Origin of the sequence: Bifidobacterium scardovii JCM 12489 = DSM 13734, from assembly GCF_001042635.1 — a bacterium.
GTDB lineage: Bacteria > Actinomycetota > Actinomycetes > Actinomycetales > Bifidobacteriaceae > Bifidobacterium > Bifidobacterium scardovii.
This window is the reverse complement of sequence record NZ_AP012331.1, coordinates 1,733,691-1,755,455: the sequence shown is the minus strand read 5'-3', so window position 1 is coordinate 1,755,455 and position 21,765 is coordinate 1,733,691. Positions and strand designations below refer to the sequence as shown.

20 protein-coding genes and 6 tRNA genes are annotated in these 21,765 nt (G+C 66.3%); 20 read left to right on the top strand and 6 right to left on the bottom strand.

Annotation, left to right across the window (positions count from 1 at the left end; all coding sequences use genetic code 11):
- Positions 1-50: 50 nt before the first annotated feature.
- Complete coding sequence (locus tag BBSC_RS07270) at positions 51-1,355, top strand: MATE family efflux transporter (RefSeq protein ID WP_051923160.1); 1,305 nt, start codon at positions 51-53, stop codon at positions 1,353-1,355.
- 20 nt (positions 1,356-1,375) lie between these two features.
- Here BBSC_RS07270 and BBSC_RS07265 read toward each other — a convergent pair whose 3' ends face one another.
- Together BBSC_RS07265 and BBSC_RS07260 are read right to left on the bottom strand one after the other, a co-directional pair.
- Positions 1,376-2,194 (bottom strand): YoaK family protein, encoded by an 819-nt coding sequence (locus tag BBSC_RS07265; protein ID WP_033519291.1) that lies wholly within the window; start codon positions 2,192-2,194, stop codon positions 1,376-1,378.
- 226 nt (positions 2,195-2,420) lie between these two features.
- Positions 2,421-3,419, bottom strand: coding sequence for a hypothetical protein (locus tag BBSC_RS07260; protein ID WP_049185013.1), 999 nt, complete (start codon positions 3,417-3,419; stop codon positions 2,421-2,423).
- Positions 3,420-3,644: 225 nt separating this feature from the next.
- On the opposite strand from BBSC_RS07260, the gene BBSC_RS07255 reads away from it, so the two are divergent.
- Together BBSC_RS07255 and BBSC_RS07250 are read left to right on the top strand one after the other, a co-directional pair.
- Entirely contained in the window at positions 3,645-4,139 is a 495-nt protein-coding gene (locus BBSC_RS07255; protein ID WP_033519321.1) for a nucleotidyltransferase domain-containing protein, read from the top strand.
- Positions 4,139-4,501 carry a HepT-like ribonuclease domain-containing protein gene (locus BBSC_RS07250; RefSeq protein ID WP_033519292.1) on the top strand — a complete coding sequence of 121 codons (363 nt, stop codon included), beginning with the start codon at positions 4,139-4,141 and terminating at the stop codon, positions 4,499-4,501. Before BBSC_RS07255 ends, BBSC_RS07250 begins: the two co-directional genes overlap by 1 nt.
- A 146-nt stretch (positions 4,502-4,647) precedes the next feature.
- On the opposite strand, the gene tal is transcribed toward BBSC_RS07250, so the two are convergent.
- Entirely contained in the window at positions 4,648-5,751 is a 1,104-nt protein-coding gene (gene tal / locus BBSC_RS07245; RefSeq protein ID WP_033519293.1) for a transaldolase, read from the bottom strand.
- A gap of 162 nt (positions 5,752-5,913) precedes the next feature.
- Positions 5,914-8,022: a transketolase gene (tkt, locus tag BBSC_RS07240; protein WP_033519294.1), complete on the bottom strand. Its 2,109-nt coding sequence runs from the start codon at positions 8,020-8,022 to the stop codon at positions 5,914-5,916.
- 470 nt (positions 8,023-8,492) lie between these two features.
- On the opposite strand from tkt, the gene hrcA reads away from it, so the two are divergent.
- Positions 8,493-9,605 carry a heat-inducible transcriptional repressor HrcA gene (hrcA, locus tag BBSC_RS07235; RefSeq protein ID WP_033519295.1) on the top strand — a complete coding sequence of 371 codons (1,113 nt, stop codon included), beginning with the start codon at positions 8,493-8,495 and terminating at the stop codon, positions 9,603-9,605.
- Between the two features lie 55 nt (positions 9,606-9,660).
- Complete coding sequence (gene dnaJ / locus BBSC_RS07230; RefSeq protein ID WP_033519296.1) at positions 9,661-10,815, top strand: molecular chaperone DnaJ; 1,155 nt, start codon at positions 9,661-9,663, stop codon at positions 10,813-10,815.
- Positions 10,816-10,863: 48 nt separating this feature from the next.
- Here the strand turns inward: dnaJ and BBSC_RS07225 are convergent, their stop codons facing one another.
- Positions 10,864-11,655, bottom strand: a complete 792-nt coding sequence (locus BBSC_RS07225; protein ID WP_033519297.1) for a fructosamine kinase family protein — start codon at positions 11,653-11,655, stop codon at positions 10,864-10,866.
- A 221-nt stretch (positions 11,656-11,876) separates the two neighbouring features.
- Between BBSC_RS07225 and uppP the strand changes: the two genes are divergently transcribed.
- A complete protein-coding gene (uppP, locus tag BBSC_RS07220; protein ID WP_033519298.1) occupies positions 11,877-12,755 on the top strand; it encodes an undecaprenyl-diphosphatase UppP in 879 nt (292 codons plus the stop codon).
- Positions 12,756-12,794: 39 nt separating this feature from the next.
- Here the strand turns inward: uppP and BBSC_RS07215 are convergent, their stop codons facing one another.
- Positions 12,795-13,628 carry a PAC2 family protein gene (locus tag BBSC_RS07215; protein WP_033519299.1) on the bottom strand — a complete coding sequence of 278 codons (834 nt, stop codon included), beginning with the start codon at positions 13,626-13,628 and terminating at the stop codon, positions 12,795-12,797.
- A gap of 161 nt (positions 13,629-13,789) precedes the next feature.
- Between BBSC_RS07215 and BBSC_RS07210 the strand changes: the two genes are divergently transcribed.
- The 14 genes from BBSC_RS07210 to BBSC_RS07145 all read left to right on the top strand — a co-directional run bounded on the left by BBSC_RS07210 (position 13,790) and on the right by BBSC_RS07145 (position 21,752).
- Positions 13,790-13,862, top strand: a tRNA-Gly gene (locus BBSC_RS07210).
- A 28-nt stretch (positions 13,863-13,890) separates the two neighbouring features.
- A tRNA-Cys gene (locus BBSC_RS07205) sits at positions 13,891-13,961 on the top strand.
- Positions 13,962-14,004: 43 nt separating this feature from the next.
- Positions 14,005-14,076: transfer RNA gene (locus BBSC_RS07200), tRNA-Val, on the top strand.
- 44 nt (positions 14,077-14,120) lie between these two features.
- Positions 14,121-14,193 (top strand) — tRNA-Val (locus BBSC_RS07195).
- 34 nt (positions 14,194-14,227) lie between these two features.
- Positions 14,228-14,300: transfer RNA gene (locus tag BBSC_RS07190), tRNA-Ala, on the top strand.
- 30 nt (positions 14,301-14,330) lie between these two features.
- Positions 14,331-14,403: transfer RNA gene (locus BBSC_RS07185), tRNA-Gly, on the top strand.
- Between the two features lie 204 nt (positions 14,404-14,607).
- Entirely contained in the window at positions 14,608-16,641 is a 2,034-nt protein-coding gene (gene thrS, locus BBSC_RS07180) for a threonine--tRNA ligase (RefSeq protein ID WP_033519300.1), read from the top strand.
- A gap of 152 nt (positions 16,642-16,793) precedes the next feature.
- On the top strand, positions 16,794-17,396 hold the full coding sequence (locus BBSC_RS07175; RefSeq protein WP_033519322.1) for an HIT family protein: 603 nt from the start codon (positions 16,794-16,796) through the stop codon (positions 17,394-17,396).
- Between the two features lie 117 nt (positions 17,397-17,513).
- On the top strand, positions 17,514-18,269 hold the full coding sequence (locus BBSC_RS07170) for a YebC/PmpR family DNA-binding transcriptional regulator (protein ID WP_033519301.1): 756 nt from the start codon (positions 17,514-17,516) through the stop codon (positions 18,267-18,269).
- A 5-nt stretch (positions 18,270-18,274) separates the two neighbouring features.
- Positions 18,275-18,856 (top strand): crossover junction endodeoxyribonuclease RuvC, encoded by a 582-nt coding sequence (gene ruvC / locus BBSC_RS07165; protein ID WP_033519302.1) that lies wholly within the window; start codon positions 18,275-18,277, stop codon positions 18,854-18,856.
- Positions 18,857-18,902: 46 nt separating this feature from the next.
- Positions 18,903-19,523, top strand: a complete 621-nt coding sequence (ruvA, locus tag BBSC_RS07160) for a Holliday junction branch migration protein RuvA (RefSeq protein ID WP_033519303.1) — start codon at positions 18,903-18,905, stop codon at positions 19,521-19,523.
- Positions 19,524-19,532: 9 nt separating this feature from the next.
- A complete protein-coding gene (ruvB, locus tag BBSC_RS07155) occupies positions 19,533-20,615 on the top strand; it encodes a Holliday junction branch migration DNA helicase RuvB (RefSeq protein WP_033519323.1) in 1,083 nt (360 codons plus the stop codon).
- A gap of 99 nt (positions 20,616-20,714) precedes the next feature.
- Positions 20,715-21,110, top strand: coding sequence for a preprotein translocase subunit YajC (locus tag BBSC_RS07150; protein WP_046726328.1), 396 nt, complete (start codon positions 20,715-20,717; stop codon positions 21,108-21,110).
- Positions 21,111-21,173: 63 nt separating this feature from the next.
- Entirely contained in the window at positions 21,174-21,752 is a 579-nt protein-coding gene (locus BBSC_RS07145) for an adenine phosphoribosyltransferase (protein ID WP_033519305.1), read from the top strand.
- The last annotated feature ends 13 nt before the right edge of the window (positions 21,753-21,765 follow it).

Genomic DNA, 21,765 nt, shown 5'->3' with positions numbered 1-21,765 from the left:
CGCTGGATTCCGGGCTTGGCACGAAGCCGGTGGCGAGGCTGGCCCTGTCGATGTCGGTGCCGACGATCGTGGCGCAGGGGGCCAACGCCTCGTACACGATCATCGACCGCCTGTTCATCGGCCATATCCCTGAGGTCGGCGACGCCGCGATGACCGGCATCGGCATCTGCTTTCCCATCCTGCTCGCCGTCACCGCCTTCGCCCAGCTGATCGGCTCGGGCGGCGCGCCACGCGCCTCGATCGAGCTCGGGCGCGGCAACTTCAGGAAGGCCGAGCGCATCCTCGGCGCGAGCACCGCCTGCCTGATCGCGATCGCCGTGGTGCTCACCGTCGTGCTGCAACTGGTCAAACGTCCGGTGCTGTACGCCTTCGGGGCCAGCGACGCGACCATCGGCTACGCGACCGATTTCCTCGGCGTGTATCTGGCCGGCACGCTGTTCGTGCAGCTGACGCTCGGCCTCAACAACTTCATCTCCGCGCAGGGCAAGACCGCGATCGCCATGGTGTCGGTGCTCATCGGCACGCTCACCAGCATCGCGCTCGACCCGATCTTCATCTTCGTGTTCGGATGGGGCGTCAGGGGAGCGGCCGCGGCGAACGTGACCGCCCAGCTGCTGTCGGCGATATGGATCGTATGGTTCCTGTCCTCCGGGCGCAGCGCCATACGGCTGCACCCCCAAGCCATCCGCTTCGGCCGGATCATCGTGCCGGTGCTGACCCTTGGTCTGGCGCCGTTCATCATGCAGATCACCGAATGCCTGATCAACGTGGTGTTCAACGTCGGGCTACAGCGGTACGGCGGCGATGACTACATCACGTCGATCACCATCATCACCTCGCTGATGCAGATCGTCAGCGTGCTCACCAGCGGGTTCCAGCAGGGCATCCAGCCGATCATCGGGTTCAATTTCGGCGCGCGCAGCATGGACCGCGTGCGCCAGGCGGTTCGCATGGCCTTCGCCACGCAGATCGTGTCCGCCACGGTGCTCGTGTCGATGTTGGCGGCGTTCCCCGGGTTCTTCGCCTCGTGGTTCACGTCCAAACAGGATGTGATCGACATCGTGACCGCGATGATGCCCATATTCGTGAGCGGATGGGGCATCTTCGGCATCCAGATGGGCGCGCAGTGCGCGCTGGTCGGCATGGGGCAGGCCAGGCAGTCGATCTTCCTCGCGATCTTCCGCAAGGTCATCCTGCTGGTGCCGTTGGCCCTGCTGCTGCCGCGCTGGCTGGGCGTCGACGGCATCTTCATCGCCGAGCCGATCTCCGACGCCAGCGCCGGCATCGTCGCCGGACTCCTGTTCTTCGCCACCTATCGCTCGCTGATGCGCGCCGCGGCCGACGAGCGGCCGTGATCGGCCCGAACCGGGGGTGATCAGCGCTCGGCGACCCATCGGGCGTCGGAATGGATGTGGGGGAGCATCATGCCGATGACCACCAGCAGGCAGACGATCATCAGCATCAGGATGAGGTCCTCGTGCCCGTGCGACTGCAGATAGGCGCCGGTCAGCGAGCCGAGCGCCAAAGCCAGCATGGCGACGGCGCGGCGGCCGAGTTTCGAGTGCTCATGGCCGCGGGCCGACGTGTCGGCGGCGATGCCGGTCAGCGTCATGGTGAGCACGGTGGTCGGCAGGTCCGGCACCGACAGTTTGCGGGCCGTGGAGTTCTGGATGCCCATCGCCGGGGCCAGCAGCACGATGAGCAGGATGATATGCAGGTCGATGTGGCGTGCGGTCGGGAAGTTCAGGCTGGGCTGCGTGGAACGCGCGATGGCCTCGGCGTCGAGCCCGCCCATCGCCGGTTCGGGGGAGAAGCGGTTCAGCAGATAGATGCCGATCAGGGCCGCCAGCACGAACGCCGCCTGCACGCAGGTCGACGCCAGCAGATGCCTGACGTGATGGTCGCCGTAATGCCGGATGATGCGCCCGCCGGTGGAGGCCCCGATGATGAAGGAGACCAGCGTCAGGGCCGAGGTCCACCAGACGAAGCCCTGCGCGTGGGCGATCGCGAAGCCCAGAAAGACGATGTTGCCGGTCACGTTGGCCACGAACACGTGCCCCAGCGCCAGATAGCTCAGGGCGTCCACCAGACCTGCCACGAAGGTGAGTATCACCAGCGCGGGGGAGAGCAGCCCGTAGCGGTCGTCCTTGCGTGGGATCAGCGTGCGTCCTGCTTCGGCGAGATGTGAGGTCATGATGGTGGTTGGGGCTCCTGGTATGCGTGCATCGGCTCGGCCCGCGATGTCGTTTATGCCTGGCTCCCCTCTCTGAGGGGAGCTGTCGACGTGGTCGACTGGGGGAGCTCATGCGGGTCGGCTTGTACCGGGCATCCTCTGGAATGCTTCCCCTCAGACCGTTACGCGTCTGGCTCCCCTCATGGAGGGCAGCCAGACATAACATTCATACGTGGGCTAGGTCATTCTACGCCATGGTGAACGCGATCACGAACGCGGCGGCCGACAGCGCCGAGGCCAGCAGACGGTATACCGTGGCCGCCGTGCGCTGCCCGCCCCGGACGCCGACCCTGACCGCCATTGCCACCGCGATCAGGGATATCGCCGGCAGGATGCGGGCCGTGACGTTGAGCGCGGCCAGCGCGCCCGGCCCTATGCAGTAAGCGACGAGCCCGGCTTCGTCGGTCGCCGACAGCGCCGGGCAGAAATCGGTTATGCCGCTCAGGCCGCCGTATTGGTAGGTCGTCACGGAACTGATCAGCCAGAACAGCGCGAGGACATATATCGGCGTGCGGTCGGCGTGCGGATCACGGCTGCCGGTATGGCCGGCCCGGATCACCGCATAGGCCGCCATGCCAAGGCAACAGGCGATCGTCGCGCCGCCGCTGACGTTGACCTCGTCGGACACCGTGTATTCGCAGACCAGTACCGGCAGCACTCCGATCTGCATGACCAGCAACGTCATGACGGGCGATTCGCCGGTCCGCCACCGGGGTCCGATCAGGCCATAGGCCAGCCAGATCGCCGCATAGGCCGCCCACGCCGCCGCGGTCACCGGATTGGCGCTGAGCAGCAGCATGATCGCGACGGCGACAGTCGATACGGCGGCCGGCACGATGACGGATGCGCGGGTGCGGCGCCGCATGGGGTCATGGCGTCTTGCGGCCGTCAGCCCGGCGATGGTCATCCCCGCGGCCGCGATGGCGCCCAGTACGCTTGCCGCGGCGAACCAGACCGGCGACGTGACGCAGGCCCCGTACTCCCCGTATGACTCCAGCGACCGGTAATACGACATCCGGGCGATAGCCGGGCACGCCGGATGCAGCATCGCGCCTCCCCAGATCCGCTCGTACAACGGCGCGAAGGAGACTCCGGCCCCGCTGAGCGATGCGATGACGGCCATCGCCGCATATGCGGCCGTGTCCGGCGTGTGATGCCGGTGCCTGCCCACTGTCTGATCATCCATATCCGCCCGCCTTTCGTTTCCATCGGCTCGGGCATCGTCCTGGTCGGGATCGATATGCCCCGATCACGACCGATGATGAGGCTCAGCGTAACGGTGCCGGCCCGCGCGGTACAAGGCGGCATACAGAAAAGCTGTATGCGCTGTCATGCCGATTGCGGCAGGAGACACGGCGGTCGGCGCAACGCATGCATATAGCATATATGCTATTATCACTGCATGAAGTCCATGTATGAGCTCAAAGATGATCGCATTCGGCTGGGCCTGAGCCAGAAAGCCGTTGCTGAAGCCATGGGCACCACGCAGTCGGCGCTGTCGCGCGTCGAGAGCGAGGAAGGCAATCCGACGCAGGCGCTTCTTATGCGCTACGAGCATGCGTTGGAAAAGCTCCGTCCCACGCAGAGCGTGCTGGAAATCGTCACTCTGAAGCTGTCCGTCGCCAGGCTGGTCGAGAAGTACCATATCGCCGAGATGTACGTGTTCGGTTCGGTGGCGCGTGGTGATGCCCGGCCTGATTCGGATGTGGATCTGCTATACCGGCTGAAACCGGATGCACCGCGTTCGTTGGGTTCCGTGCAGGAACTGATGGAAGATCTTGAAGCACTGCTGGGGCGCAAGGTGTCGCTCACCTCGTATGACGCCTTGCTGCGCAGCGCGGAACGAAGCCGTGCCAGTCGGCGATTCCTCGAGCATATTCAGCTGGACATGATCAAGGTGGCCTGATGCATATTCATCAGGACCAGGACTTCCGGGACGAGACCAATCTCATCCGGCTGCTCGAACATCTGGATTACGCCATCGAGGATGTGCGGACCATGCGCTCCGCGCGTGCGTTGGAGAACAATCGCGTCCTCTTGAATTCGGTGGCCATGGAAATGACCCAAGTGCAGGAATGCGCACGGCGGCTGTCCGACGCGTTTCATGATGCCAGACCGGATCTCCCGTGGAAGGAGCTCAGGGCGCTGCGCAATGTGCTGGTCCATGAATATGACGAAATCGACGTCGTCGCGTTGTATGGGACGGTGACCGTCGACGCGCCCCGACTTGCAGCAAGTCTGCGTCCCATCGTCGACGCGATCGTATGAGCGTTGCGTGACGGGTGGGGCGGCGCCATCCGGGATGGGGCGATCGTGAGGACAAAGCAACAAACAAGAGACCCCCGACCGATGGGGTCGGGGGTCTCTGTGTGTTCAATCACCGCTGACGCGCGCTCGGCGCGTCAGCAATGGTCTCAGGCGTTCACGCGGTCGATGCCGGACTGCACGTCGGCCAGCACGGAATCCCAGGACTTGATGAAGGCGGCGACGCCGTCGGCCTCCAGCTTGTCGGTGACGTCCTTGAGGTTGATGCCCAGCTCGGCCAGCTTGTTGATGACGGCGTGGGACTCCTCGTAGGTGCCCTCGATGGACGGGGCGCCGTTGCCGTGGTCGGCAAGGGCGTTCAGGGTCTTCTCCGGCATGGTGTTGACGATGTGCTTCGCAACCAGCTCGTCGACGTACTTGCAGTCGGAGTAGGCGGCGTTCTTGGTGCCGGTGGAGGCCCACAGCGGACGCTGGACTTTGGCGCCCTTGGCGGCCAGGCCGGCCCAGCGCAGATCCTCGGCGAACTTCTTCTCGAAGAGCTCGTAGGCCAGGCGGGCGTTGGCCACAGCGGCCTTGCCCTCGAGGGCCTTGGCCTCGTCGGAGCCGTTGGCTTCCAGCAGCTTGTCGACGGCGGTGTCCACGCGGGACACGAAGAAGGAGGCGACGGAGCCGATGTGCTTCAGGTCGTGGCCGTTGGCGTCAGCCTGGGCGATGCCCTCGATGAAGGCGTCGATGACCTGCTCGTAGCGCTCGAGCGAGAAGATCAGGGTGACGTTGACGGAGATGCCCTTGGCCAGGGTGGCGGTGATGGCCGGCAGGCCCTCGAGGGTCGCCGGGATCTTGATCATGGCGTTCGGGCGGTTGACCTTCTCCCAGAGTTCCACGGCCTGCTTGGCGGTGTTCTCGGTGTCGTGGGCCAGGCGCGGGTCGACCTCGATGGAGACGCGGCCGTCGACGAAGTCGGTCTTCTCGGCGATCTCGCGGAAGATGTCGGTGGCGTTGCGCACGTCGGTGGTGGTGAGCTCGCGCACGGCGGTCTCGACGTCGACCTTGCCGAGCTCCTTGAGCTGGGCGTCGTACGGACCGACCTGGCTCAGGGCCTTCTGGAAGATGGACGGGTTGGTGGTCACGCCGACGACGTTCTTGTTGGCGATGAGGTCCTGCAGGGAGCCGGACTCGATGCGGGAGCGGGACAGGTCGTCCAGCCAGATGGAAACGCCGTTGTCGGACGTACGCTGAGTTGCTTCAGTCATTTATTTTTCTCCTTGGATTGTGCCCTGGGCTCCCCTCTCCTTGGGGAGGGGAGCTGCCCGCAACGCGGACTGAGGGGAGTGGGCTCAAGCAGTGCTCCCCTCAGCCACCTACCGGTGGCAGCTCCCCTCGGGGAGGGGAGCCAACAATTATTTAGTTATTGCTCACTTGGCGGCTTCGACTTCGGCGATGGAGGCCTCGGCGGCTTCCACCACGTGCTCGGCGGTGATGCCGAGGTCGATCATGTTCTGCGCGCCATCGCCCTGCAGGCCGAACTGCTCGATGGACACCGGCTTGCCATAGGTGCCGAGGTACTTGTACCACGGCATGGCCACACCGGCCTCGACGGAGACGCGGGCCTTGACGGCGGCCGGAAGCACGGCCTCCTTGTACTCGGCGTCCTGCTCCTCGAACCACTCCATGGACGGGACGGAGACCACGCGGGCCTTGACGCCCTTGCCGGCCAAGGTCTTGGCGGCCTCGACGGCCCACTGGACCTCGGAGCCGGAGGCCATGAGGATGACGTCCGGGGTGCCTTCGGTGTCGACGAGCACGTAAGCGCCCTTGCGCACGCCGTCCTTGGCCTTGTCGGCGGTCTCGGCGAGCACCGGGACGCCCTGGCGGGTCAGGATCATGGCGCCGGGCAGCGTGTTCTTCTTCTCGAAGAAGTAGCGGTAGGCCTCGGCGGTCTCGAAGGCGTCGGCCGGGCGGATGACCTCGAGCTGCGGGATGGCGCGGAAGGAGGCAAGGTGCTCGACCGGCTGGTGGGTCGGGCCGTCCTCGCCGACGGCGACGGAGTCGTGGGACCAGATGTACAGGTTCGGGATCTCCATGAGGGCGGCCAGACGGACGGCGGAGCGCTCGTAGTCCGAGAACATGAAGAAGGTGCCGCCGAACGGACGGGTGTGGGAGCCCAGCAGGATGCCGTTGGTGATGCAGCCCATGGTGAACTCGCGCACGCCGAAGTGCAGCTGGCGGCCGAACTCGTTGCAGACCGGCCACTGCTTGGTGGCGCACTCCGCCGGGGCGAAGGTGGCGGCGCCCTTGAGGTCGGTCTTGTTGGAACCGCCGAGGTCGGCGGAGCCGCCCCACAGTTCCGGCATGACGGCTGCGATGGCGTTGAGCACGGAGCCCGAGGCGCCACGGGTGGCGACCTTCTTGCCGACCTCGAAGGTGGCCTCGAGGTCGTCGAGGGCCTTGTCGAAGCCTTCCGGCAGCTCGCCGGCCTTCAGGCGGTCGTACAGGGCGGCCTTGTCCGGGTTGGCCTTGCGCCACGCGTCGAACTTCTCGTCCCATTCCTTGTGGGCCTCGAGGCCGCGCTCGGCGACCTTGCGGGCGTGGGCGAGGGCTTCCTCGTCGACGTGGAAGGACTCCTCCGGGTCGTAGCCGAGGACCTTCTTGAGGCCGGCGACGGCCTCGGCGCCCAGCTTGGAGCCGTGGGAGGACGGGTCGTTGGTCTTGCCCGGGGTCGGCCAGGCGATCAGGGAGTGGACCTTGATGAGCTTCGGCTGGTCCGGAGCGGCCTTCTCGGCCTTGGCGATGACGTCGGCCAGGCCCTCGACGTCCTCCTTGTAGGAGCCGTCGGGCTGGATGAAGCTGAACTCGTCGGTGTACCAGCCGTAGGCCTGGAAGCGCTTGAGCACGTCCTCGGCCAGCACCAGGTTGGTGTCGCCCTCGATCTGGATGCGGTTGGCGTCGAAGATCACGGTCAGGTTGCCGAGCTTCTGGTTGGCGGCCAGCGAGGCGGCCTCGCCGGAGATGCCTTCCTCGATGTCGCCTTCGCCGCAGATGGCCCAGATCTTGTGGTAGAAGGGGGACTCTTCCTTCGGGGTGTCCGGGTCGAGCAGGCCGCGCTGGAAGCGTTCTCCGTAGGCGAAGCCGATGGCCGAGGCGAAGCCCTGGCCCAGCGGGCCGGTGGTCATTTCGATGCCCGGGGTCAGGCCATACTCGGGGTGGCCCGGGGTGCGGGTGTCAGCGCCGCCGCGGAAGTACTTGAGGTCGTCCAGGGTGACGCCATAGCCGGAGAAGTACAGCTGGACGTACTGCGTCAGCGAAGCGTGTCCACCGGAAAGGATGAAGCGATCGCGGCCCTCCCAGTTGGGATCGTTCGGATCGTGCTTGATGAAATGCTGGTACAGCGTGTAGGCGACAGGCGCCAGGGAGACGGGGGAACCGGGGTGGCCGGAACCAGCCTTCTCAACCGCGTCAGCCGAAAGGACCTTGGCCATCTTGATGGCGCGTTCGTCCAGTTCGGTTTCCTTGAATTCGGTCATGTCTGTAATTTTCCTTCCAATACTTCGGGTACCACGCGTCCGGCTTGTGCCGGGCCATGCATACCCTCACATTGCTCTTACATACTAACCGCCTCAACCGACTTAGCGGTGCGATTTTGGCGTGTTTTTGTTAACTTGTGTGCTGTTAGCGTTCACAGTGAACAAAAATGTGGCATTACGCGCAGTGTCGCCCTGACACGGGCGCTTCGGGGCGCTCCAAGGATGCGTCGGGACGCCCATGGACCGTGCCGAAGGCGGGGGAGGCCCGGCGCGAGGCCTTCGGAATGCCCGCCTTCGGAATACTCCCAGAACGAACGGATTAGCACTCGGCTGCATGGAGTGCTAAAACTTGAGACATACCCAGCCCGCATGCACGGATGCGCGGTCGGCCCGCGAATGGCCGCCCGGCTCGCGCCGGCGTGGCGGGCGGATCGCTGACAGGCGGATCACGGACAACAGGGGAGGCGCGTATGACGCAGTCGAGACGCATGCTGGTATTGCGCGCCGTCGTCGAGGACTACATTCGCTCGCAGGAGCCCATCGGATCGTCGGCGCTCACGAAGACGCACGATCTGGGCGTCAGCTCGGCCACCGTGCGCAACGACATGGCGGCGTTGGAGGACGAGGGCTACCTGATCCAGCCGCACACCTCCGCCGGGCGCATCCCGACGGAAAAGGGGTACCGCTATTTCGTGGACCGGCTCGCCACCGTGGTGCCGCTGTCGCAGGCGCAGCGCCGCGGCATCGGCACGTTCCTCGACGGTTCGGTCAATCTGCAGGACACGCTGCAGCGGGCCGCCCGCCTGCTCTCGCAGATCACCGGACAGGTGGCGGTCGTCGCCTCGCCGGCGCTGTCGAAGGCGACGGTGCGGCATGTGGAGATCGTCACGGTCGGCGTGAACGCGCTGCTCGCCGTCGTGATCACCGATACCGGGCGCGTCGTCCAGCACCTTTTGCACGTCGCCGGGCCGCCCGGGCAGGACCTGCTGGCGCGGTTCACCCGTTCGGTGAACGCCGAATGCGCGTCGGCGTCGCTCTCCGCGAGCGCGGAGACGGTGCGGGCGATGGCCTCGCGCCCCGATTACCGCAGCCTGCGCACCCTGGCTGACTCGCTGGCGACGGCGTTCGAAAGCATGGCCGACGACGAGAGCGCGAGAGAACTGTACATGGCCGGCGCCTCGAAACTGGCCCATCAGCGCACCTTGGCCGATGTGGCGCCGCTGTTCGACGCGCTGGAGGAGCAGGTCGTGCTCATGAAGCTGATGAGCGCGCTGAGCGAGGAGGCGCCGTCCAACGGCGTCGGCGTGGCGATCGGCTCGGAAACGCATACGCCCGGTCTGCTGCACGCCTCCGTGGTGACCAGCGGCTACGGCCGTTCCCCCGACAGCGCGGCCGACGGCCCGGGGGCGCAGTCCGGCGGCTCCGCGGGCGCCGGCGCATCCGGTTCGGACGGCCCGGTCGCCTTCGTCGGATCGATCGGACCGACGCATATGGACTACGCCGCGACCATGGCCGCGGTGAGGGCCGTGGCCCGCTATCTGACGGCGTTCATCGCCCAGGATGGCGGCGACGAGCCGGACTGACCCAGCCTTATGGCACAATAACACGCGTCAAACAACGGATTGAAGGACGAATCAAGTGGCAGCAGACTACTACGAGGTGCTGGGCGTGGAACGCACGGCCAGCGAGGACGAGATCAAGAAGGCCTATCGCAAGATGAGCCGCAAATACCATCCCGACATCGCCGGTCCGGAATTCGAGGACAAGTTCAAGGAAGTCAACAGCGCCTACGACGTGCTCTCCGACCCGGACAAGCGCCGCATGTACGATTCCGGCGTCGACCCGAACGATCCGAACGGCGGCGGCTTCCCCTCCGGCGGCTTCTCCGGCATGGGGGACATGGGTGACATCTTCGGTCAGTTCTTCGGCGGCGCGTTCGGCGGCGCCCAGGGGCCGACCCCGCGCACCCAGCCGGGCCGCGACGCGCTCGCCTCGGCGTCCATCGATCTGAAGACCGCGGTGTTCGGCGGCACCGCGCACATCAAGATCAACACCTTCGGCCTGTGCCAGCAGTGCTCGGGCTCCGGGTCGGCCGACGGCGCGGCTCCGAAGCCGTGCCCGCAGTGCCATGGCCAGGGCTTCACGCAGAAGGTCGTGCGCACGATGCTCGGCCAGATGATGACCTCCGCCCCCTGCGAGCGGTGCGAGGGGCACGGCACCATCATCGAGAACCCGTGCCCGCAGTGCATGGGCCATGGCCGCGTGCGCACCACGCGCTCCGTCGGCGTGTCGGTCCCGGCCGGCATCACCGACAACGCCAGGCTGCGGCTGAGCCATCAGGGCGAGGTCGGCGAGGGCGGCGGCGCCGCCGGCGACCTGTACGTCGACATCCGCATCAAGCCGGACAAGCAGTTCACCCGCGACGGCGACGACCTGCACTGCTGGGTCCAGGTGCCGATGAGCTGGGCCGTGCTCGGCCACGACCTCGATATCGAGACCTTCGACGGCATGCGGACCATCAGCGTGCCCGAGGGCTGCCAGCAGGACGACACCGTCGCGCTCAAGGGCCTGGGCGTCGCTCGCGTGCGCCAGCAGGGCGAGCGCGGCGATCTGATCGCCCATATCGCGGTGCGCGTGCCGACCAAGCTCGACGAACACGAGCGCCAGCTCATGGAGGAATTCGCCGCCAGCCACGATGCCGACGCCTCGCATGTGGCGCAGAGCTCCAAGCCCGCCGCGGGCGGCTCCGGCCGCAAGGGCTTCTTCAGCAAGCTGAAGGACGCGCTGAGCTGAGCGCATATATTGGGCTCCCCGAGAGGGGAGCCCAATAATATTTGTTTGTCAGTGCAGCAGGGAACGGCACATGGAGCGGTATTCGCTGACGTAGCCGCCGCCGAAGAACACGCAGTGGCCGGCGATCGGGTAGAGCTGCCACAGCGTGACGCGTTCCTGCCAGCCGGCCTTCAGCGGGTGCACGGACTGGTAGCCGTCCATGATCTCGCTCAGATAGCTCATGCCGAACAGGTGCAGCATCGCCAGATCCTCCTCGCGGTGCCCGCCGTGCGCCGCGGGATCGATGAGCACCGCCTCGCACTGGCCCGAATCGGCGGTCCACATCACATTGCCGCTCCACAGATCGCCGTGCACGCGCGCTGGCTTGTCCGCCGCGGCGCGCCCCAGCAGCTCGGGAAGACGGTCGATCACGCGCCGGGTGAGGTCCAAGTCCGCGCTCGTCAGCTCGCCGCGGCGTATGCCCAGCTCCACCATCGGCAGCAACCGGCCTTCGGCCCAGTAGGTTGCCGGATCGTCCCACGTTCCGGTGTCCATCGGCACCGGGTCCTGCAGCGGGCCGAAATAGCAGGTTCCCGTGTAGCCCGCCGGCGCGGAGCCGAAGTGGTCGGCGCCGGCGTCGTGCATGCGCGCCAGCGCGGCGCCGAAGTCGTGCGCGGCCTTGGGCGTGGGGGAGCAGGCGTTCACCCGTTCGATGTCCAGATAGTCCTTGCCCCATTCGTAGACGTCCACGACGCGCGGTCCGCCCTGCGCGTGCGCCTCGCCGAGCCACTGCAGTCCGCGGCCCTCGCATTCGAAAAACCCGTCCGGCGCCCACATGCGCGACTTGCGGTATTTGGACATCTTGCCTCCCTGTTCGATGAACCGGGGCGGGCCGTATGCGGCCCTCCCGTATGAGACGATTGTGGGCGCGCGGCGCGACAAAGCAGGCTGCCGGCCGTACCGCGGAATGCGGCAAAAACCGAAGATTATGCGCACGTTCCGCCGCTGCTTGGTGCATTCTTAGGGACCGGTGAGTACTCTTGGGCGAGGCACATGAATCCATGAGCACAATAAGAGGGATTATGAATTTCTTCCAAGCGATCATCCTCGGCATCGTTCAGGCGCTGACCGAGTATCTTCCGGTGTCGTCCAGCGCGCATATCCGCATCATCGGCGACCTGATGCTGGGATCCGACCCGGGCGCGGCCTTCACCGCCATCATCCAGATCGGCACCGAGCTTGCGGTGATCCTGTATTTCCGCCGCGACATCATCAACATCCTCACCCACTGGTTCTCCTGCCTGTTCGGCAAGAACGGCAAGGACTGGAAGTCCAGAATGGGCCGCGGCGACCGCTACGCCACGCTCGGGTGGAACATCATCGTCGGTTCCGTCCCGATCATCATCCTCGGCTTCACCCTGCAGAACGTGATCGAGACCGCGCTGCGCAACCTGTGGATCACGGCCACCGTGCTGCTGGTGTTCGGCATCCTGCTGTGGGTGGTCGACGCGCGCGCCCGCCAGGTCAAGTCCATGGACGACATGACGTACCGCGACGCGTTCCTCTTCGGCCTTGGCCAGTCCATGGCGCTGATCCCCGGCGTGTCCCGTTCCGGCGGCACCATCACCGTCGGCCGTGCGCTCGGTTACCAGCGCGAGCCGGCCGTGCGCCTGAGCTTCCTGATGGCCATCCCGGCGGTGTTCGGCTCCGGCCTGCTGGAGGCGGTCAAGGCCGTCAAGGACTACAAGACCGACGCCATGTTCCCCGGCTGGGGGCCGACGATCGTGGCCATGGTCATCAGCTTCTTCCTCGGCTACATCGTGATCATCGGCTTCCTCAAGTTCGTGTCGACCTTCTCCTACAAGGCCTTCGCGATCTACCGCATCGGCCTGGCCGTCGTCGTCGCGCTCCTGCTGCTGACCGGCGCGCTCTCGCCGCTGGAGGCCGTCGCCGCGGCCTAGCAGTCGGCCGGCGGGGCTTTGTGCCCTCGCCGGCCGCGCTCAGTCGCCCATGCTCTTGAGGTAGGCCTCGGCCTCCCGTATGAGCTGCTCGCATTCGGGTCCGCCGTGGGATGTCTCACGGCGGACCTTCGCGTTGCGGTCGTAGTCCTGCTCGAGATGGCGCACGTACTCCGCCAGCGCGTCGTTGCAGCGGGTGAGCACGGAGGCCTTGGCCTTCCACTGTTCGGATTTGGCGGGCAGGTCGCCCGGGTCGAGGTCCACGCCGAGCAGGTCGGACAGGCCGCCGAGCATCTGCATCGTGGCCTGCGCGCAGCCATCGCTGCCCAGGTACTGCGGGATCGACACCCACATCGTGGCCGTGTCGAGCCCCTCGTCGGCCGCGATCGTGTCCAGCACCGTCGGGATGCCGGCCGGGCCGCTGTAGCGCTGGTCCGGGTCGATATGGCCCGACCCGTCGTCCACCTCGAGCGGCAGGTCGCGGGTGTGCGGGCAGTCGGCGAACATCGAGCCGAGCGTGATCAGCCTGGTGACGTCCAGCTCGTCCGCGATGCGCAGGCTCTGGCGGCAGTACTCGATCCACCGGTAGTTGGGCTCCGGGGCGATCTGCGCATAGACGTGCAGCCCCGGGCGCAGGGTGATGTCGTAGAACGTGGTCTGCGGCCAGACGATGCGCCGGCGCCCCGTGGCGTAGCAGACGATCGGCCTGGTGGCCTGGTAGTCGTAGTATTCGCCGCAGCGGATGTGCCGCACCTCGCGCGATTCGTACTTCGCCACGAGATGGCGCACGACGTCCGTCGCCGCCTGGCAGGCGTCGTTCCACCCCTCGAACGCCGCGATCATCACGGCGCCCGAAGCCTTCATATCTTCCATCATGCTTTCTAATGTACCGTGCCCGAAAACCGTTGGAAATCCTTATGCCAGTGGCGAATCGGGGCCGCTTCGGCCCCCTTGCGACACGCCGGGTTTTGCAAACTACACGGATGTCGGTATAGTAATCACTCGTGCTCAGGCAGCGGCAAGCTGCTGAAGACACTGCGGACATAGCTTAGTTGGTAAAGCGCAACCTTGCCAAGGTTGAGACCGCGGGTTCGAGTCCCGTTGTCCGCTCTAAGGTCCGAAGAGTTGACGACCTTACGGTGGGTTAGCCAAGCGGTTAGGCAGCGGCCTGCAAAGCCGTATAGACGAGTTCGACTCTCGTACCCACCTCTCGGACGGCTGGAGTGATCCGGCCCGACGAGCACGCAGGCCCGGGCGGTTGGCGCAGAGGTAGCGCACTTCCCTGACACGGAAGGGGTCACAAGTTCGAATCTTGTATCGCCCACGGATGCCGAAGTTCGCTTCGGCGTTCACAACTGAACAGAGCACGGGTGATTGGCGCAGCGGCTAGCGCACTTCCTTCACACGGAAGGGGTCGTAGGTTCGATTCCTACATCACCCACGGATCGCAGCCTTGCGCTGCGGTCGTTCGGTTCGGGGCTATGGCGCAGCTGGTAGCGCATCTCCATGGCATGGAGAGGGTCAGGGGTTCGAATCCCCTTAGCTCCACTCGGAATCGGTTCTCACGCCGGCTCCTTCGCGGACATAGCTTAGTTGGTAAAGCGCAACCTTGCCAAGGTTGAGACCGCGGGTTCGAGTCCCGTTGTCCGCTCCGGCATGGCTCCCAGTCGGGAGCTTTTTTGTTATCCGGCGTTCCGCCGGGAATCCGGGCGGGCGCAGTGGGCGGGCCGGGGGAGTCCGGCGTCGTCGGCACGCGCTCACCGTTGTCGGCACACGCTCATATCGTATGCATACGTTGATACCCAGTCCAGGCCTGCACATTGGTAACGCGGACCCCGATAGCAAAGGACACATCATGGCGCAAGCTACCATCTCCATCACAGTCAACGGCGAGGCGAGGGAGGTGGAAGCAACCACCACCGGCGTCGAGCTGTTCGCGGACGACAAGAACATCATCGCGGTCAGGCTCAACGGCGAACCGCGCGACCTGTACACGCCGCTGAACGACGGCGACTCCGTGACCCCGATCGCGCTCGACAGCGAGGACGGCCTGACGATCATGCGCCACTCCGCCACGCACGTCATGGCCCAGGCCGTGCAGGAGATCCGCCCCGACGCCAAGCTCGGCGTCGGCCCGGTGATCAAGGACGGCTTCTACTACGATTTCCAGGTCGACCAGCCCTTCACCCCCGACGACCTCAAGGACATCGAGAAGCGCATGCAGCGCATCGTCAAGTCCTCCCAGTCCTTCCGCCGCCGCGCCGTGAGCGAGGAGGAGGCCCTGAAGGAAGAGGCCGACCAGCCCTTCAAGATCGAGCTGATCGAGGACAAGGAGGCCCACCTCGACCCGGCCGCCGCCACCGAGATCGCCGAAAAGGAACTCAGCTTCTACGACAACGTCGACCGTGACGGCAACGTGGTCTGGAAGGACCTGTGCCGCGGCCCGCACCTGCCGAACACCCGCTACATCAAGGCCTTCAAGATCGAGCGTTCCGCCGCCGCGTACTGGCGCGGCTCCGAGAAGAACCCGACCATGCAGCGCATCTACGGCACCGCATGGGCCACCAAGGAGGACCTCAAGGCCTATCAGACCCGCCTGGAGGAGGCCGCCAAGCGCGACCACCGCAAGCTCGGCGCCGAGATGGACCTGTTCTCCTTCCCGGACGAGATCGGCCCCGGCCTGGCCGTGTTCCACCCGAAGGGCGCCGCCGTGATCAACGCGATGGAGGACTACTCCCGCGAGCAGCACCGCAAGCACCACTACAGCTTCGTGCAGACCCCGCACATCACCAAGGGCGGCCTGTACGAGACCTCCGGCCACCTGCACTGGTACAAGGACGGCATGTATCCGCCGATGCACCTCGACGAGGAGAAGGACGCGGACGGCAACATCGTCAAGCCGGGCGCCGACTACTACCTCAAGCCGATGAACTGCCCGATGCACAACCTGATCTTCAAGTCGCGCCAGCGCTCCTACCGCGAGCTGCCGCTGCGCCTCTTCGAGTTCGGCACCGTGTACCGCTACGAGAAGTCCGGCGAGGTCCACGGCCTGACCCGCGTGCGCGGCCTGACCCAGGACGATTCCCACATCTACTGCACCCGCGAGCAGATGAAGGACGAGCTGACCAGCCTGCTGACCTTCGTGCTGAACCTGCTCAAGGACTTCGGCCTGTCCGACTTCTACCTGGAGCTGTCCACCAAGGACCCGGACAAGTACGTCGGCTCCGACGAGATCTGGGAGGAGGCGACCAACACGCTGCGCGAGGTCGCCGAGGCCTCCCACCTCGACCTCGTGGCCGATCCGGGCGGCGCCGCCTTCTACGGCCCGAAGATCTCCGTGCAGGCCCGCGACGCCATCGGCCGCACCTGGCAGGTCTCGACCATCCAGCTCGACTTCAACCTGCCCGAGCGCTTCCAGCTCGAGTACATCGCGAAGGACGGCACCCACCAGCGCCCGGTGATGATCCACCGCGCCCTGTTCGGTTCCATCGAGCGCTTCTTCGCCGTGCTGCTGGAACACTACGCCGGCGCCTTCCCGGCGTGGCTGGCCCCCGTGCAGGTGCTCGGCGTGCCGGTCGCCGACGAGTTCGCCCCGCATCTGGCCGGTTTCGTCAAGTCCCTCGAGGACGAGATGGTCCGCTGCGAGATCGACTACTCCGACGACCGCTTCGGCAAGAAGATCCGCAACGCCTCCAAGTCCAAGGTGCCGTTCATCCTCATCGTCGGCGAGGAGGACATGAACAACAACGCGGTGAGCTTCCGTTTCCGCGACGGCAGCCAGCTCAACGGCGTGCCGGTGGACCAGGCCCGCGAGCAGATCCTCAAGGTCATCGCCAAGCGCGTGCAGGTCAACTCCGCCGACGACTTCACCGCCGCCGTGGCCGAGTGAATTAAGGAAGTAGTGGGTTGGCTCCCCTCAGTCGCCTGCGGCGACAGCTCCCCTCAGGGAGGGGAGCCATGCCAAACGTATTAGGCTCCCCTCCCTGAGGGGAGCTGTCCGCGCAGCGGACTGAGGGGAGCCTCCCAAGAAAGGGCACAATGATGACTGACGCGCGCGTCGACGATCCGGCGGACTTCCCGCCGCAGGAGGACACGGTCGAGCGGCTGTGGACCCCGCAGCGCATGACCTATGTGCTGCGCAACAGCGAGGACCGGCCGACCAAGCCCAAGGCGAAGGAGTGCCCGTTCTGCGCCGGGCCGAAGAAGTCCGACGAGGACGGCCTCATCGCCTGGCGCGGCGCGCGCGTGTTCGCCATCATGAACCTCTACCCGTACAACGTCGGGCACCTGATGATCTGCCCGTACCGCCACGTCGGGTTCATCACCGAGCTCGACGACGCCGAACTGTTCGAATTCGAGAAGGCCACCACCCTCGCCATGAAGGTGATGGAGGCAGTCTCCCATCCGGACGGCTACAACATCGGCATCAACCAGGGCGAGGTGGCGGGCGCCGGCGTGGCCGCGCACCTGCACCAGCATGTGGTGCCGCGCTGGAACGGCGACGCGAACTTCATGCCGATCGTCGCCCAGACGCGTACCATGCCGATCCTGCTGTCCGACCAGCGCGCCGCATACGCGCAGGCGTTCTCGCGGCTCGCACCGGACTTCGGGCTGCCGCTCGAACGGGGGAGCGCCGCCGCCTAAGGCGGCCCCTCGCCCCCGGAACAGGGGCCCGGGACGGCCCCGTGCGGGGCGCTTGTCGGCGAACCGCTCTAAAATCGTCTCGTTTGTCAGTTTTATCCACTACCTGCTAGGAGCATTATGTCAGGGCATTCCAAGTGGGCGACCACCAAGCACAAGAAGGCCGCCATCGACGCCAAGCGCGGCAAGCTGTTCGCCAAGCTGATCAAGAACATCGAGATCGCGGCCCGCATGGGCGGCGGCGACCCGGACGGCAACCCGTCCCTGTACGATGCCATCTACAAGGCCAAGAAGGCCTCGATGCCGGCCGACAACATCAAGCGCGCCGTCAAGCGCGGCTCCGGTGAGGAAGCCGGCGGCGCCAGCTACGAGGACATCGTGTACGAGGGCTACGCCCCCGCCGGCGTCGGCCTGATCATCGAGTGCTTGACCGACAACCGCAACCGCGCGGCCGCCGAAGTGCGCTCCACGCTGACCAAGGGCAACGGCTCGCTGGCCACCTCCGGCTCCGTGAGCTTCAACTTCGAGCGCAAGGGCCAGATCGAGGTGCCGTCCGAGGGCGTCGACTTCGACGACCTGTTCGAGAAGGCCGGCGACGCCGGTGCCGAGGACGTGATCGACGATGGCGAGGTGTTCACCGTGGTCACCGATCCGTCCGATCTGCACGCCGTGCGCAAGAGCCTGCAGGACGCCGGTTTCGACTACGATTCCGCCGATATGGTCATGCGCCCGAAGAACGAGGTCGAGCTGAGCCTCGAGGACGCCCGCAAGGTGTCCAAGCTCATCGACAACCTCGATGACTTGGACGACGTGCAGAACATCTACTCCAACTGGACCGCCTCCGACGAGGTGATGGCCCAGCTCGACGAGGAGTAGACCTCGTGATCATCCTTGGCGTCGACCCCGGGCTCACCCGGTGCGGGGTCGGCGTGATCGAAGCCGGCGCTCACCGCCGGCTTTCGTTTATCCACGTCGATGTGGTGCGCTCGTCGCCCGATACCTCGCAGGATCTGCGCCTGCTGGCGATCTACAACGGATTGGCCGAGAAGATCGAGCGCTTCGCGCCAGACACCGTGTCGATCGAGCGCGTGTTCGCGCAGGAGAACCGCAACACCGTGCTCGGCACCGCGCAGGCCGCCGGCCTGGCGATGCTCGCGGCCGCGCAGCGGGGCATCCCGGTGGCCCTGCACACGCCGACCGAATCGAAGCTGGCGATCACCGGCAACGGCAAGGCCGAGAAGATCCAGGTCGAGCGCATGGTCGCCCGCATCCTCGGGCTCAACGAGCCGCCGAAGCCCGCCGACGCGGCCGACGCGCTGGCCGTGGCGATCTGCCATGCCCTGCGCCCCGCCGGCGCGCTGCAGGGCGGCGAGCGCGAGCAGCACCTGACGGCGGCCCAGCGGCAGTGGGCCGAAGCAGCGCAGCGATCCAAGCGCCGGCACAGCGTCGACCGCGGCATGTAGACTGATCGAACAGATGTTCGAAACTTTGGAATGCTAGGGGATCGCCATGATTGGAATGCTCAGCGGCCGCGTCGCCGAGGTGAACGCGGACCATGCCATCATCGAGGTCGGCGGCGTCGGGTACGAGACCCGGATGCCCTCGGCCGACCTGTCTGCGCTGCACGCCGGGCAGGAGACGCGCGTGTACACGTCGCTGAGCGTGTCGCAGGACGCGATCACGCTGTTCGGGTTCCTGTCGTCGGCGTCCAAGCGCATGTTCCTGCAGCTGCAGAAGGTCAGCGGCATCGGCCCCAAGGTGGCGCTGTCGCTGCTGTCGACGCTGCCGCCGGACCGGCTGGCCAAGGCCGTCGCCGACGGCGACGCCGCGGCCCTGGCCAAGGCGCCCGGATTGGGCAAGAAGGGCGCGCAGAAGATCATCCTGGAACTGAAGGGCTCGATCGACCTCGACTCGATCGAGGCCGGCCCGGCGCCGGCGCGCCGCCAGGAGGGCGACCCGCATACGGCGCAGGTGGTCGAAGGCCTGATGTCGCTCGGCTGGCGCCAGCCCGACGCGCAGGCGGCCGTGGAGACGGCCTGCGCGGCCAACGGCATCACGCTGCCGCTGGCCGCCGAGGACGTGCCCCGCGCGCTCAAACTCGCCCTGGCCTCCCTCGACCGCGGAAGGTGATAGATGACGATGGCATACAACGAGCGCACCGACGAGCGCACCGAAGGCGAGCAGCCCAACACCGGCGCGAACGAGGAGTCGCTGCGCATGGTGTCCGCCGCGCCGATCGGCAATGAGCCGGTCAGCGACGAGGAGCTGCGCCCCCATGTGCTTGACGGCTTCATCGGCCAGCCCCGGCTCAAGGCGCAGCTGCAGCTGTTCCTCGACGCGGCCCGCAAGCGCGAGGTGCCCCCCGACCACATCCTGCTCGCCGGCCCTCCGGGCCTTGGCAAGACCACCCTGGCGATGATCGTGGCCAACGAGCTCGGCGTGCCCATCCGCATCACCTCCGGCCCGGCCATCCAGCACGCCGGCGACCTCGCGTCGATCCTGAGCTCGCTGGACGCCGGCGAAGTGCTGTTCATCGACGAGATCCACCGCCTGCCGCGGGCCGCCGAGGAGCTGCTGTACATCGCGATGGAGGACTTCCGCGTCGACGTGATGGTCGGCAAGGGGCCGGGGGCCTCCTCGATCCCGCTGACGCTGCCCCGGTTCACGGTGATCGGCGCCACCACGCGCGAGGGCATGCTGCCCTCGCCGCTGCGCGCGCGGTTCGGCTTCACCGCGCATCTGGACTTCTACCCGCACGAGGAGCTGGAGAAGCTCATCGAGCGCTCCTCGCTCGTGCTGGGCGTGCGGCTGGTCGAGGACGCGGCCCACGAGATGGCCGTGCGTTCCCGCGGCACGCCGCGTATCGCCAACCGCCTGCTGCGCCGCGTGCGCGACTGGGCCATCGTCCACGATCTGGATAAGGTCGGCGCGGATGACGTCAAGGAGGCGCTGTCCCTGTACCAGATCGACGCCGAGGGGCTCGACCGGCTCGACATCGCCGTGCTCAACGCCATCGTCAGGCAGTTCAACGGCGGCCCGGTCGGTCTGAACACGCTGTCGGCCATGGTCGGCGAGGAGGCGGAGACCGTCGAGACGGTATGCGAGCCGTACCTGGTGCGCGAGGGATTCCTCGTGCGCACGCCCAAAGGCCGCGTGGCGACGGAGAAGGCATGGGGGCATTTGGGGCTCCACCCCCGCGATGATGTCAGCAAGCTATTCTAAAATCTCAGTTTTGGACCTATCCTCCCGTTCGTTGGGCGGATCAGACGCAAGGAGACTCAATTGGAGCAGTACGGTTTTCTCATCATCATCTTCGTCCTCATGATCGGCATGATGTGGTGGCAGTCGCGCAAGGCGAAGCAGCAGCAGCAGGAGAAGCAGGATTTCCGCGCCAACCTGCAGCCCGGCACCGAGGTCATCACCATCGGCGGCGTGATTGGCAAGGTCGTGTCCGTCGACACGCAGTATGAGGAGATCGTCATCGATTCCGAGGGCTCGAAGCTGCGCTTCGGCTTCAACGCGATCAGCCGCGAGTACGTGCGCCCGGCCTATGTGAGCGACGACGAGGTGGACGAGAACGGCAACCCGCTGCCGCAGGACGGCGGCGACGAGGCACAGGTGCCGGTGGAGCAGACCATCGAGGCACAGCCCGCCGAGGCCGCGTCCGATGACGAGACCGCGAGCGGCGCCGGCGCGTCCTCCGACGAGGCGAAGTGATTCCGCCCGTCGGCCACCCATCCCACGTATTGATGTAATTCTTCGACAAGGCAGGTGCAGAGCATGTCATCGGATATCACGATCACGCAATTGGACAGGATCGGTCGGGAGCAGGCCCAGTACCTGGTCTCCCGCATCCGTTCCGTGCCGGGCTTCCCCAAAGAGGGCATCATCTTCCGTGATTTCATGCCCGTGTTGGCCGATCCCAAGGCGCTGTGCCTGCTGATGGAGGGACTCGAGGCCGCGCTGCCGGTTCCCGCCGACTCCTTCGACGCGGTCGCCGGGCTCGAGGCGAGGGGATTCCTGTTCGGCCCGGCCCTCGCCGCGCATCTGGGCAAGGGGTTCCTCGCCATCCGCAAGGCCGGCAAGCTGCCCCCCGACACCATCGCCGAATCCTATGACCTCGAATACGGCACCGCCTCGGTGGAGATCGAGACCGATCTCGTCCGGCCGGGCGAGCGCGTGCTCATCGTCGACGACCTGATCGCCACGGGCGGCACCGCCAAGGCGGCGGCCGACCTGATCCGCCAGGCGGGCGGCGAGGTCGCCGGCTTCGGCTTCGTCATGGAGCTCGAAGGCCTTGGCGGCGTCGCCAGTCTCGGCGACGTGCCGACCAGCTCGCTGGTCACCATGCCGGCCTGACCGCGCACCCGAC